At 69.6% G+C, this 12,583-nt stretch carries 10 protein-coding genes; 8 read left to right on the forward strand and 2 right to left on the reverse strand.

Features of this window, described 5'->3' with window-relative positions; genetic code table 11:
• The first annotated feature begins 109 nt into the window (after window positions 1–109).
• A complete protein-coding gene (locus tag ACS5PM_RS29945; protein ID WP_439391655.1) occupies window positions 110–2,413 on the forward strand; it encodes an NADP-dependent malic enzyme in 2,304 nt (767 codons plus the stop codon).
• Window positions 2,414–2,494: 81 nt separating this feature from the next.
• Window positions 2,495–3,925 (forward strand): pyruvate kinase, encoded by a 1,431-nt coding sequence (gene pyk, locus ACS5PM_RS29950; RefSeq protein WP_439391656.1) that lies wholly within the window; start codon window positions 2,495–2,497, stop codon window positions 3,923–3,925.
• A gap of 166 nt (window positions 3,926–4,091) precedes the next feature.
• On the opposite strand, the gene ACS5PM_RS29955 is transcribed toward pyk, so the two are convergent.
• On the reverse strand, window positions 4,092–5,111 hold the full coding sequence (locus ACS5PM_RS29955; protein ID WP_439391657.1) for an STAS-like domain-containing protein: 1,020 nt from the start codon (window positions 5,109–5,111) through the stop codon (window positions 4,092–4,094).
• A 239-nt stretch (window positions 5,112–5,350) separates the two neighbouring features.
• On the opposite strand from ACS5PM_RS29955, the gene fba reads away from it, so the two are divergent.
• From fba to ACS5PM_RS29970, 3 genes are all read left to right on the forward strand, one after another.
• Window positions 5,351–6,415, forward strand: coding sequence for a class II fructose-bisphosphate aldolase (gene fba, locus ACS5PM_RS29960; RefSeq protein ID WP_439391659.1), 1,065 nt, complete (start codon window positions 5,351–5,353; stop codon window positions 6,413–6,415).
• 62 nt (window positions 6,416–6,477) lie between these two features.
• Window positions 6,478–7,389: a phosphoribosylaminoimidazolesuccinocarboxamide synthase gene (locus ACS5PM_RS29965; protein WP_439391660.1), complete on the forward strand. Its 912-nt coding sequence runs from the start codon at window positions 6,478–6,480 to the stop codon at window positions 7,387–7,389.
• 14 nt (window positions 7,390–7,403) lie between these two features.
• Complete coding sequence (locus ACS5PM_RS29970) at window positions 7,404–8,510, forward strand: hypothetical protein (RefSeq protein WP_439391662.1); 1,107 nt, start codon at window positions 7,404–7,406, stop codon at window positions 8,508–8,510.
• Window positions 8,511–8,834: 324 nt separating this feature from the next.
• On the opposite strand, the gene ACS5PM_RS29975 is transcribed toward ACS5PM_RS29970, so the two are convergent.
• On the reverse strand, window positions 8,835–9,803 hold the full coding sequence (locus ACS5PM_RS29975) for a tetratricopeptide repeat protein (protein WP_439391663.1): 969 nt from the start codon (window positions 9,801–9,803) through the stop codon (window positions 8,835–8,837).
• Between the two features lie 117 nt (window positions 9,804–9,920).
• Between ACS5PM_RS29975 and purE the strand changes: the two genes are divergently transcribed.
• Genes purE through ACS5PM_RS29990 form a run of 3 tightly spaced genes read left to right on the forward strand, consistent with a single transcriptional unit; the run spans window position 9,921 to window position 12,569 of the window.
• Window positions 9,921–10,385, forward strand: a complete 465-nt coding sequence (gene purE, locus ACS5PM_RS29980; protein WP_439391847.1) for a 5-(carboxyamino)imidazole ribonucleotide mutase — start codon at window positions 9,921–9,923, stop codon at window positions 10,383–10,385.
• Window positions 10,382–11,563 carry a 5-(carboxyamino)imidazole ribonucleotide synthase gene (locus ACS5PM_RS29985; protein WP_439391664.1) on the forward strand — a complete coding sequence of 394 codons (1,182 nt, stop codon included), beginning with the start codon at window positions 10,382–10,384 and terminating at the stop codon, window positions 11,561–11,563. The genes purE and ACS5PM_RS29985 overlap by 4 nt, the downstream gene beginning before the upstream one ends.
• A gap of 7 nt (window positions 11,564–11,570) precedes the next feature.
• A complete protein-coding gene (locus tag ACS5PM_RS29990; protein ID WP_439391666.1) occupies window positions 11,571–12,569 on the forward strand; it encodes an L-threonylcarbamoyladenylate synthase in 999 nt (332 codons plus the stop codon).
• The last annotated feature ends 14 nt before the right edge of the window (window positions 12,570–12,583 follow it).

Raw genomic sequence — 12,583 nt, forward strand, 5'->3', positions numbered from 1 at the left:
ACTGGCATCGAGGCATGCCGATCGTGCATGCTGTGGGGATCACGGACGCGGCCGCGCCGCCTGGCCGGTACGCTGCCGTCCCTCCAGCAAAGACGAGAGACAGCACGCCATGGGCAACGCCTTGACCCCCGCCGAACAAGCCCTGCGCGACGCCGCGCTGGATTACCACCGCACTCCGACTCGCGGCAAGATCGCCGTGACGCCGACGAAGCCGCTGTCCAACCAGCGCGACCTGTCGCTGGCGTATTCGCCCGGCGTGGCCTATGCCTGCCTGGCCATCGAGGAGGATCCGGCCAAGGCGGCCGACTACACCTCGCGCGCCAACCTGGTCGGCGTGGTCACCAACGGCACTGCGGTGCTGGGCCTGGGCAACATCGGCCCCCTGGCCGGCAAGCCGGTGATGGAGGGCAAGGGGTGCCTGTTCAAGAAGTTCGCGGGCATCGACGTGTTCGACATCGAACTCGCCGAGACCGACCCGGACAAGCTGGTCGAGATCATCGCCGCGCTCGAGCCCACGCTGGGCGGCATCAACCTCGAGGACATCAAGGCGCCCGAGTGCTTCTACGTCGAGAAGAAGCTGCGCGAGCGGCTGAACATCCCCGTCTTCCACGATGACCAGCACGGCACGGCCATCATTTCCAGCGCGGCCCTGATCAACGGCCTGGAGCTGGTGGGCAAGCAGATCGGCGAGGTCAAGCTGGCGGTTTCGGGCGCCGGCGCCGCCGCCATCGCCTGCCTGGACCTGATGGTCAGCCTGGGCGTGAAGCCGGCCAACATCTTCGTCTGCGACTCCAAGGGTGTGATCCGCGAGGGCCGCAGCGACAGGCTGGACGAATCCAAGCAGCGCTACTGCCAACGCACCGAGGCCCGCACGCTCGCCGAGGTGGTGGCCGGTGCCGATGTCTTCCTCGGCTGCTCGACCGCCGGCGTGCTCACGGCCGAGATGGTCAAGACCATGGCCGACCGGCCCATCATCCTGGCGCTGGCCAACCCCGAGCCTGAGATCCGGCCCGAGCTGGCCAAGGCCGCGCGGCCGGATTGCATCATCGCCACCGGCCGTTCGGACTATCCGAACCAGGTCAACAACGTCCTTTGCTTCCCCTACATCTTCCGCGGCGCGCTCGACTGCGGGGCCACCCGCATCACCGAGGAGATGAAGCGGGCCTGCGTGCACGAGATCGCGGCCCTGGCCAAGGCCGAGACCAGCGACGAGGTGGCGGCGGCCTACGCCGGCCAGGAGCTGAAGTTCGGCCCGGACTACCTGATCCCCACGCCGTTCGACGCTCGCCTGATCCTGCGCATCGCGCCCGCGGTGGCGCTGGCGGCCGCCGAGTCCGGCGTCGCGACGAGGCCGATCACCGATGCGCAGGCCTACCGCGAGCAGCTGACGAAGTACGTCTACCAGACCGGCATGTTCATGCGCCCGGTGTTCCTCGCAGCCAAGGCCAAGCCGGCGCGCGTGGTCTACGCCGAGGGCGAGGATGAACGCGTGCTGCGAGCGGTGCAGGTGGTGTCGGACGACGGACTGGCCAAGCCCATCCTGATCGGCCGGCCCAACGTGATCCAGATGCGTATCGAGCGCGCCGGCCTGCGGCTGAGGCCCGGCGTCGACTTCGAGCTCGTGAACCCCGAAGACGACCCTCGCTATCGCGCCTGCTGGGAGGATTACCACCGGCTGATGGGCCGCGACGGCATCTCGCCCGAGATGGCCAAGTCGGCGCTGCGCCGCTCCAACACGCTGATCGGCTCGATGCTGGTGCGCCGCGGGGAGGCGGATGCGCTGCTGTGCGGGCTGGTCGGTCGCTTCGACCACCACTTCGACCATGTGAAGGCCGTGCTCGGCGCGCGCCCAGGCTCCGGCACCATGGCGACGATGAACGCGCTGATGCTGGACGAGCACACGCTGTTCATCGCCGACACCTTCGTCAACGATGAGCCGACGGCCGAGCAGCTGGCCGAGATCGCGCAGATGGCGGCCGAGGAGATCCAGCGCTTCGGCATGCCGGCCAAGGTGGCCTTCCTCTCGCACTCGATGTATGGCTCCTCGACCCGCGCTTCGGCCAGGCGCATGCGCGCGGCGCGTGAACTCTTCGTGCAGCGCTGCCCCGGCATCGAGTGCGACGGCGAGATGCAAGGCGACGCGGCGCTGTCGGAAACCATCCGCCGCGCGGTGCTGCCCGAGACCACGCTGACCGGCTCGGCCAACCTGCTGGTGCTGCCCAACATCGATGCCGCGAACATCCTGTTCAACGTGCTGAAGATGACCGGCGGCCACGGCGTGACGGTGGGGCCCATCCTGCTCGGGGCGGCGGCGACGGCGCACATCCTCACGCCGTCGGCCACCATGCGGCGCGTGGTCAACATGACCGCCCTGGCGGTGACCGACGTGGCGGCGGCACGTGCAGCGGGTTGATGGCGGTAACTGAACGGTAACCGGAAGGCCTCCGGCCTGCCGATAATCGCCGGCTTGCACCGACCCGGAGAACTACACGCCATGTCCCGCGCCACCAAGATCGTCGCCACCCTCGGCCCGGCCTCCAGCGACCCCCTCGTGCTGGAGCGACTGTTGCGAGCCGGAGTCGACGTCGTCCGGCTGAACTTCAGCCACGGCACGGCACAGGACCACATCGACCGCGCGGCCCTGGTGCGCGAGTGCGCCGCACGCGTCGGCAATCCGGTGGCGCTGATGGCCGACCTGCAGGGCCCGAAGATCCGCGTCGGCAAGTTCGCCGGCGGCAAGGTCATGCTGGAGAACGGCGCCCGCTTCATCCTGGATGCCGGACGGGCCGAGCCGGGCGACCTGGACGGCGTGGGCCTGGACTACAAGGAGCTGCCGCGCGACACCAAGCCCGGGGACACCCTGCTGCTCAACGACGGCCTCATCGTGCTGACCGTCGAGCGGGTGCTGGGCGAGCAGGTCCACACGATCGTCAAGGTCGGCGGGATCCTCTCCAACAACAAGGGCATCAACAAGCAGGGCGGCGGCCTCACCGCGCCGGCCCTGACCGCCAAGGACATGGAGGACATCAAGACTGCGATGAGCTTCCAGTGCGACTACCTGGCGGTGAGCTTCCCGAAGAACGCGACCGACATGGAGATGGCGCGCCAGCTGGCCAACGTGGCCGGCGAGCCCTGGCGCCACAAGCCGGCCATGATCGCCAAGATCGAGCGCAGCGAGGCGATCCCGCACCTCGAGGCCATCCTCAAGGCCAGCGACGGCATCATGGTGGCGCGAGGCGACCTGGCGGTCGAGGTCGGCAACGCCGCGGTGCCGGCGCTGCAGAAGAAGATGATCCGCATGGCCCGCGAGCTGGACAAGATCACCATCACCGCCACGCAGATGATGGAGTCGATGATCCTCGCGCCGGTGCCTACGCGCGCCGAGGTGAGCGACGTGGCGAATGCGGTGCTCGACGGCACCGATGCGGTGATGCTGTCGGCCGAGACGGCCGCCGGGAAGTACCCGGTCGAGACGGTGGAGCACATGGCGCTGATCGCCTACGAGGCCGAGCGGGCCGAAGAAGTGCAGCTCGACGCCGACTTCACCAACAAGCGCTTCGGCCGCATCGACCAGTCGATCGCGATGGGTGCCCTGTTCACCGCGCACCACCTGGGCTGCCGGGCCATCATCGCGCTGACCGAATCCGGCTCGACCGCGCTGTGGATGAGCCGGCACAACATCCGCGTGCCCATCTACGGGCTGACGAGCCAGGAGCGTACCCAGTCGCGAATGGCTCTGTACCGCAACGTGCGGCCCATTCTGATGTCCAACTACACCGACCGCGACCAGGCCCTGGCCGCGGCGGAGAAGGTGCTGGTCGACCGCGGCGTGCTCAAGCCGGGCGACACCTACGCGATCACCTGCGGCGAGCCCATGGGCTACCCCGGCGGCACCAACATGCTCAAAGTCTGTCGAGTGAACTAAGGGGCGCGCGAAGCGCCGCCCACTTCCACCCCTCGCCAGGTCTGCGCCGCCTTTCCGAGCGCGCGCAGCGCCGCTCCCACCCAGGGCGTGCGCGGATCCGGCTTCGCCGGTCCGCTGCGCGAGCCCCTCGGGGGGCAGGCCCCGGAAGGGGCCGTGGGGGCCTACGTCAGGCGGCTTGGGCGAGGTCGATCATGGCGGTCACGCGCGGGCTGGCGTTCCTGACGACCAGTTGCACGGCGGACTGGTTGCGGCCGAAGACGCGGAAGAGTTCGTCGGCGAAGCCCTGGCCGATGTGGTCGATGCCGGTGAAGTCGAGTTCGGCCTGCTTGAACTCGGTCAGGCGGGAGGCCACCCGGCGCGCCTGCGCCCGTGATTCGAGGCCGGTGTCCTCGGTGACGATGAGCCGCAAGGGCAGGGTGGTGCGCTCGATCGAGTAGTTGCGAGCGTCCAGGCTGGCCGAGCGCATCACCTCGTCCAGCGTGCGCGTGGTGTCCAGCGCGATGGCGAGATAGATGGCGCTGCCCTGCTGGCGCATCGCTCGGCCCTGCTTCCAGCTGTGCGCATCCCACTCGCGGTGCTGGAAGGCGAAGGCATTGGCGTGCAGGTCGAACACGTCGGCCAGGCGCGAGGTGAAGTACAGGCCGCGGCCGGTGTGGCGCTCGGGCGCGCTGCTCAGCTTGCCTTTGGAAAGCTCCAGCATCGCCATCGCCGGATCCTCGATCTCGAAGCCCTCGCGGATCTTGTCGAACAGGCCCCGGCCATCGTCGGACACCAGCAGCTGCAGGTGGGCGGGCGTCTGGCGCATCGAGACGGTGACGGACTGGCCTTCGCTGTGGTCGATGGCGTTGTTCAGCAGCTCGGTGAAGGCGTGCTGCGCCATCTGTCGCACGTTCCTGGGCAGATCGAAATGGGGCGCGAAATCGCGTGACCAGGGCAGGTCCTCGTCCAGGCCGGCCAGCGGGTAGCGCACGACGATCTGGCGCAGCCTGCCGGGCGCGAAGCGGACCTTGCGACCTTCGCCCGCGGCCTGCAGCCAGCCCAGCTCGACCAGCTGTTTCACCAGGCTGCGGGCCTTGCCCGGGCCGCAGCCGGCACGTTCGGCCACGGCCTTGACCAGGTCGGCGGGCCGCTCCTGGACGAGGCGGGTGATCCAGGTGGTGACTTGGGCGAGTTCGATTCGGGCCATGTCGGGAGTTCTCAGCATTTCCAGAGCTGACAGTGTTGATTCATCGGGCGCAAACTGGAGCCGGAAAAGCGCCGGCTTTGCCCGCCAATTGCGCGCCGCCGGCGGCCCGGGCGGGTGGCACGGCGGCTGCTTGGCCCCCCAGGGCTGCCGAGGGGTGGCCGGTAGAATCGACGCCAGTTACGGCGCGGTTACATCGGCCAGCGCCGGCTCAGGTTCCACCACTGCCACCGAGGAAGACCATGCCTCTCGTTTCCATGCGCCAGCTGCTGGACCATGCCGCCGAAAACGGCTATGGCATCCCGGCCTTCAACGTCAACAACCTGGAGCAGGTGCAGGCCGTGATGACGGCCGCCGCCGAGGTCGGCGCCCCGGTCATCCTGCAGGCGAGCGCCGGTGCCCGCAAGTACGCCGGCGAGGCCTTCATCAAGCACCTCATCCAGGCCGCGGTCGAGACCTGGCCGCAGGTCCCGCTGGTCATGCACCAGGACCACGGCCAGAGCCCGGAGGTCTGCCGCGGTGCGATGGCCCTGGGCTTCGGCTCGGTGATGATGGATGGCTCCCTGGAGGCCGACGGCAAGACCATCGCGAGCTACGACTACAACGTCGACGTCACGAAGAAGGTCGTGGAGCTGGCGCACGCGCAGGGGGTCACGGTCGAAGGCGAGCTCGGCTGCCTCGGCTCGCTGGAGACCATGAAGGGCGACAAGGAGGACGGCCACGGCACCGAGGCGACGATGACGCACGACCAGCTGCTGACCGACCCGGAGCAGGCGGCGGACTTCGTCAAGCGGACCCAGCTCGACGCCCTGGCCATCGCCATCGGCACGAGCCACGGGGCCTACAAGTTCACCCGCAAGCCCACCGGCGACATCCTCGCCATCGGCCGCGTGAAAGAGATCCACAAGCGCATCCCCAACACCCACCTGGTGATGCACGGCTCCTCTTCCGTGCCCCAGGATCTGCTGGCGCTGATCAACCAGTACGGCGGCAAGATGAAGGAAACGTACGGCGTGCCGGTCGAGGAGATCCAGGAGGCCATCAAGCACGGCGTGCGCAAGATCAACATCGACACCGACATCCGGCTGGCGATGACCGCCGCGGTGCGCAAGTTCATGGCCGAGAACCCCGACAAGTTCGATGCCCGCGAGTGGCTCAAGCCCGCGCGCGAAGCCGCGATGAAGATCTGCAGGCAGCGCTACCTCGAGTTCGGCTGCGAGGGCCAGGCGGCGAAGATCAAGCCCATCCCGCTGACGGACATGGCCACCCGCTACTCGCGCGGGGAGCTGGCGCAAACGGTGGTCTGACGGTCGCCTGACGCCCTGCCGGCGAGACCTACAATCGCCGGCCTCATTTCTCACTCGGCGCCATGACACCCTCGCTGCTCCAGAGTTCGCTGCATTCCCTTCCCCTGCTGGCGCGCGGCAAGGTGCGTGACAACTACGCGGTCGGCTCCGACCGCCTGCTGATGGTGGCCAGCGACAGGCTGTCGGCCTTCGACGTCGTGATGGGCGAGCCCATCCCCGGCAAGGGCGAGCTGCTGACGAAGATGGCCCTGTTCTGGTTCGAGCGCCTCGCCCACGTGGTGCCCAACCATCTCACCGGCGAGGCGCCGGAGTCGGTGGTCGCGGCGGACGAGGTCGAGCAGGTGCGTGGCCGCTCGATGCTGGTCAAGCGCCTGAAGCCCATCCCGGTCGAGGCGGTGGTGCGCGGCTACCTCGCCGGCTCCGGCTGGGCAGAGTACAAACAGTCTCAATCGGTGTGCGGCGTGGCGCTGCCGCCGGGTCTGACCAACGCAGCGAAGCTGCCCGAGCCGATCTTCACGCCCGCCACCAAGGCCGAGATGGGAGAGCACGACGAGAACATCTCGTTCGAGCAGATGGCCGCGCAGATCGGCCGGCCGCTGGCCGAACAAGTGCGCGACACGGCGATCCGCCTCTACACCGAGGCCGCCGCCTTCGCGCTCGCCAAGGGCATCATCATCGCGGACACCAAGTTCGAGTTCGGCCTGGACGAAGACGGTCGCCTGACGCTCATGGACGAGGTGCTGACGCCCGACTCCTCGCGCTACTGGCCGGTCGAGGGCTACGCCGAAGCCGTGAAAGCCGGTGCCAACCCGCCCAGCTACGACAAGCAGTTCGTGCGCGACTGGCTGGAGCAGGCCACCGTGGACGGCCGGCCCTGGGCCAAGAAGGCGCCGGCGCCGGCGCTTCCGCCCGAGGTGGTGCAGCGCACCGCCGCCAAGTACCAGGAGGCGTTCGAGCGCCTGGCTGCCGCCTGACGCCCGAGCCGACCATGGTCTCGTCCCGCCTCATCGAGCGCCTGGACGGCGCCATCACGACCGCTGCCGAGCCTTTGCAGCGCGAATACCTGAAGGCCGAGCGCGCCGGCGCGATGGCCCGCCTGGGCTTGCTTGCCGATGCGCGCTTCGCCCTGTCGGGCCTGCGCACGCAGAACCAGCGCCACAAGGACACCCTGCTCGCGGCGTGGATCCACCTGGTCGATGGCCAGATCGAGCACTTCGACACCATCTCGCCCCTCGCAGCGGCGAAGTTCCAGCGGGCGTTCGAGCTGGCCGAGTCGATCGGCCATGCCTCGATGCAGGCCGCGGCGTCGGCCTGGCTGGCGACATGCGCCTTCAACGCCTCCGACTGGCTGGCCTTGACCAAGCATGTCGGGAATGCGCTTCGCCTGGCTGAACCCGACCAGCACTCCGCGCGGGCACGCGCCGGCCTGGTGCTGGCCGACACCTTCCGCTGCGCTGGAGACGATGCCAACTCGCAGACCTGGTACCTGCGGGCGCGGGCCCACGCCAGTGCCGATGGCGACAGCTCGATGATCAGCGCGATGCTGCACAACATCTCGTCGATGCGCTCGGGCCAGGTGGCCCTGGCCGACGCCTTCGGCCGGGGGGATCTCGACCAGGCTCGCAAGGGGTTGCTGGAGGCGGAGTCGACGGCCAACTACGACTGGGGCACCGGCGTCGCTTCGCTGTCCACCCTGGTGCCGGTGATCCGCGCGCAGTTCCTGGTCGTGCTGGGCCGATACGATGAAGCGGCTCGCCTGTTCGACGACCACCTGGGCCGGGCGAGCCAGGAAGGCATGGCCCATCGCGAGCCGCGGCTGCTGGCCGACCGGGCGTGGTGCCACGTGCGGCTGGGCCGGGTCGCCAACGCTCTGGCTGACAGTCGTGCGGCAGAAGCCGGGGCGGGCACCCAACGCGACGCCGATGACCGAGCCGCCACCTTCGCGCGCCTGGCCAGGATCCATCGCCACGGCGGCCGGGATGGACTGGCCGAGGGTCTGCAGCAGCGGGCCGACGAAGCGCTCGCCGAGCATGAGGCCGAGCAGGCGCGGATCCGTTCCGCGCTGCAGGACATGCTGGCGGAACTCGGCAGCTAGGCGGGAGCCCTCCGCCCGGCGCCGGTCTCAAGCCAATGTGGCTTTGCCACTTGGCTTGATCCCTGGGGGCGGGAATGACGCAGTCATTTCCCTGGGGGGGGTGTCAGCCAATGTGGCTTTGCCACTTGGCTTGATCCCTGGGGGCGGGAATGACGCAGTCATTTCCCTGGGGGGGTTGTCAGCCAATGTGGCTTTGCCACTTGGCTTGATCCCTGGGGCCGGGAATGACGCAGTCATTTCCCTGGGGGGTTGTCAGCCAATGTGGCTTTGCCACTTGGCTTGATCCCTGGGGGCGGGAATGACGCAGTCATTTCCTTGGGGGGCTCAGAACAGCGCCATGCTCAGCTTGCGCCGGTACTGGTCCAGCACCGGGTCGGCAGCGGGGGCTGCGGCGGCCTTGCCCGTCAGCTCCAGGGTACCCTTGGCCGCGGCTGCGCCGGCGTCGCCCTTGGCGGCCGGGCGGGTCATGAGCTCCAGGATGGCGACGTAGGTCTTGCGCGCCAGCTCCTGGTTCCAGGACTTGTCGCGCATCAGGATCTCCAGCAACTCGTCCATCGCCCCGGTGTACTGGCCCTGGGCGAACAGCGTCTGGGCGCGTTCGAAACGGGCATCGAAGTCGCGCTTGTTGGCGGCAATGGCGGTGTCCAGCTCGGCGATCGGCCTGGCCCGAGGGGCCGATTCGCAGGCCTTCAGCCAGTGCTCGATCGCGGCATAGCGGGCATCGAGCATGGTCTTGCTCGCCACGGGCTCGAAGGCCGCGCGGGCTTGCGCGGTGCGTGCCGGGTCGAAGGCTGCTTCGGTCAGCAGCAGCTTCAGGTAGTCGATGCGGGCGGCGTCGTTGGCTGGATCGATCGCCACCGCCTCCTGCAGCTTGGCCAGCGCGGCGTCTATGTCACCGCCGTCGGCGAGCAGGGCCTCGGCCTCGGCGACGTCGGCATCGGATTCCAGGGCGTCCTCGCTGGGAACATGCTTGTCGAGGAACTGGCGGATCTCGCTTTCAGGCAGCGCACCGACGAAGCCGTCGACCGGTTGGCCCTGGTTGAACAGCACGCAGAACGGGATCGATCGCACCCCGAAGGCCTGGCTCAGCTGGCCCGCGATCTCGGGCTGCTCGTCACTGTTGAGCTTGGCCAGCAGGAAGCGGCCGCCATACGCCGTCTCGAGCTTTTCGAGGGTGGGGCCCAGCGCCTTGCAAGGGCCGCACCAGGGCGCCCAGATGTCCAGCAAGACCGGTTGCTGCAGCGAGGCCTCAACCAGCTCCGCCTCGAAATTCTGAAGGGTGATGTCGATCATGTCGGAATGTGAACTGAGGGCGAACCGTCCAGTAACAAGCGGGCCCGTAAAATCCCGCCTTTGCCGTGATCCGGAGCCTGGAAGTTGAACGCCGCTTCGCCCGTGGTCGGCATCGTGATGGGGTCATCCAGTGACTGGGACACCATGCAGGCCGCCGCACAGATTCTCGCCGAGTTCGGCGTCACCCACGAAGCCCGTGTGGTGTCCGCCCACCGGATGCCCGACGACATGTTCGCCTATGCCGAGGCCGCCCAGGGCCGTGGGTTGAAGGCCATCATCGCCGGCGCCGGCGGGGCGGCCCATCTGCCCGGTATGCTGGCCGCCAAGACGGTGGTGCCGGTGCTGGGCGTGCCGGTGGCCTCCCGCCACCTGCAGGGCGTCGACTCGCTGCACTCCATCGTCCAGATGCCCAAGGGCATCCCGGTGGCCACCTTCGCCATCGGGAACGCGGGCGCGGCCAATGCCGCGCTGTTCGCGGTGGCCATGCTGGCCAACGAGGACGCCGCGCTGCGCGAGCGCCTGGTGGCCTACCGCGCGAAGCAGACGGAGCTCGCGCGGGCCATGAGCGCGGACCTGAAGTGAGCGCCCTGCAGCCCCTGTTGCCCGGTGCCACGCTCGGCGTGATGGGCGGCGGCCAGCTCGGCCGCATGTTCGTCCACGCCGCGCAGGCCATGGGCTACGCCACGGCGGTGCTCGATGCCGATCCGATGAGCCCGGCGGGCCTGGTGTCACACCATCACTTCCAGGCCGCGTACACCGACACGGCAGCACTGGCCGAGCTGGCCCGCGTGGCCGATGCGGTGACCACCGAGTTCGAGAACGTGCCGGCCCAGGCCCTGCGGGTGCTGGCGGCAACGCGCCCCGTCTCGCCGGCCGCCGGTGCGGTGGCCATCTGCCAGGACCGGGCCCAGGAGAAGGCGCATTTCACCCGTGCCGGCGTGCCTTGCGCGCCGCATGCAGTGATCGATTCGAGCGCCGCCCTCGAGGCCGTGGACGCGGCGCTGCTGCCCGGGATCCTCAAGACGGCCACGCTGGGGTATGACGGCAAGGGCCAGGCGCGAGTCGGTGATCTGGCCGAGCTGGCGGATGCCTGGCAGCGGCTCGGGCGCGCCCGCTGCGTGCTCGAGCAGCTCATGCCGTTGCAGCGGGAGCTGTCGGTCATCGTCGCCCGCGGCGCCGACGGCCAGGCCGTGACCTTCCCGGCCCAGCAGAACCTCCACCTCGACGGCATCCTGGCCGTCACCCAGGTGCCGGCACCCGACGTGCCGGCGGCATTGGCGGAAGAGGCGGCGCGCTGCGCGAAGGCGATCGCGGAATCCATGGCCTACGTGGGCGTGCTTTGCGTCGAGTTCTTCGTCGTCGAAGACGGGCACGGTGGGCGGCGGCTGGTGGCCAACGAGATGGCGCCGCGGCCGCACAACTCGGGCCACTACACCATCGACGCCTGTGACGTGTCGCAGTTCGACCTCCAAGTGCGCTGCATGGCGGGCCTGCCATTGGTGGAGCCACGCCTGCACTCGGCGGCCGTGATGCTCAACCTGCTTGGCGACCTCTGGTTTCCGCCAGGCGAGAGCACGCAGCGCACGCCTGCGTGGGCCGAGGTGCTTGCCCTGCCGGGCGCTCACCTGCACCTGTACGGCAAGTCGCAGGCGCGCCCGGGCCGCAAGATGGGCCACCTGACCTTCACCGGCGCCACCCCCGAGGACGCGCGAGCCATGGCACTGCGTGCCTGCGTGCTGCTCGGCCTGCCGCCGTTCTGATCCACCGATGCCTATCGTCGACGGCCACGACCCCCGAGCCCTGGAGCACGCGGCCCGCGCGCTGGCCGCTGGCGAGCTCGTGGCGCTGCCGACGGAGACCGTCTACGGCCTCGGTGCCCGTGCCGACGACGATGCCGCCGTGGCGCGCATCTTCGCGGCCAAGGGGCGTCCCGCCGACCACCCGTTGATCGTCCACGTGCCCGATGCGCAGTCGGCGCAGGCCTTTGCGGCCACCTGGCCCGAGCGGGCGCGCCGCCTGACCGAGGCGTTCTGGCCGGGGCCGCTGACGGTCATCGTGCCGCGCGCAGCGGGCCGCGCGGGCGCGGCGGCGGGCGGGCAGTCCACCATCGGCCTGCGCTGCCCGGCGCATCCGGTGGCGCATGCGCTGCTCGTCCAGGCGGCGGCCCTCGGCGTGTCGGGGATAGCCGCGCCGAGTGCCAACCGCTTCGGCCGCGTCAGCCCGACCCAGGCCGCGCACGTGGCCAGCGAGTTCGGGCCCGGGCTGCTGGTGCTCGACGGGGGGGCCTGCCAAGTGGGCATCGAATCGGCGATCGTCGACTGCAGCCGCGACCGCGCCGTGCTGCTGCGCCCGGGCACGCTCCCTCGCGAGCGGCTGGAGGCCGCGCTGGGCGGTGAACCGCTGGCCGACCGCGATGCCGATGCGCCCCGGGCCTCGGGCACCCTGGAGGCGCATTACGCCCCGCGCGCCAAGGTGCGCCTGATGGACGCCGGCGCGCTTCGGGCGGCGCTTTCGGTGCTCGGTCCGGTGCGCGCCGGGGCCACTGCACCCGTGGCGGTATATTCACGCACCGTCCACCCGCTGCCTGCGGGCGTCCCGGGGCGTGCAATGCCGGCTGACGCCGCCGCCGCCGCCCGGGCCTTGTTCACCGCGTTGCGCGAGCTCGATGCCTGCGGCACGCCCTTGATCTGGATCGAAACCCCGCCGTCCGACTCCGACTGGGATGGCGTGCGGGACCGCCTTCAACGTGCCGCCGCCGCGGGTTGACAGCCCAACTGCCC

The organism is Ideonella flava, from assembly GCF_051857595.1.
Classification (GTDB): Bacteria; Pseudomonadota; Gammaproteobacteria; order Burkholderiales; family Burkholderiaceae_C; genus Ideonella.

Coding starts and splice junctions, on each gene's coding strand:
- ACS5PM_RS29945 (WP_439391655.1), top strand. CDS start 110: ATGGGCAACGCCTTGACCCCCGCCGAACAAGCCCTGCGCGACGCCGCG.
- pyk (WP_439391656.1), top strand. CDS start 2,495: ATGTCCCGCGCCACCAAGATCGTCGCCACCCTCGGCCCGGCCTCCAGC.
- ACS5PM_RS29955 (WP_439391657.1), bottom strand. CDS start 5,111: ATGGCCCGAATCGAACTCGCCCAAGTCACCACCTGGATCACCCGCCTC.
- fba (WP_439391659.1), top strand. CDS start 5,351: ATGCCTCTCGTTTCCATGCGCCAGCTGCTGGACCATGCCGCCGAAAAC.
- ACS5PM_RS29965 (WP_439391660.1), top strand. CDS start 6,478: ATGACACCCTCGCTGCTCCAGAGTTCGCTGCATTCCCTTCCCCTGCTG.
- ACS5PM_RS29970 (WP_439391662.1), top strand. CDS start 7,404: ATGGTCTCGTCCCGCCTCATCGAGCGCCTGGACGGCGCCATCACGACC.
- ACS5PM_RS29975 (WP_439391663.1), bottom strand. CDS start 9,803: ATGATCGACATCACCCTTCAGAATTTCGAGGCGGAGCTGGTTGAGGCC.
- purE (WP_439391847.1), top strand. CDS start 9,921: ATGGGGTCATCCAGTGACTGGGACACCATGCAGGCCGCCGCACAGATT.
- ACS5PM_RS29990 (WP_439391666.1), top strand. CDS start 11,571: ATGCCTATCGTCGACGGCCACGACCCCCGAGCCCTGGAGCACGCGGCC.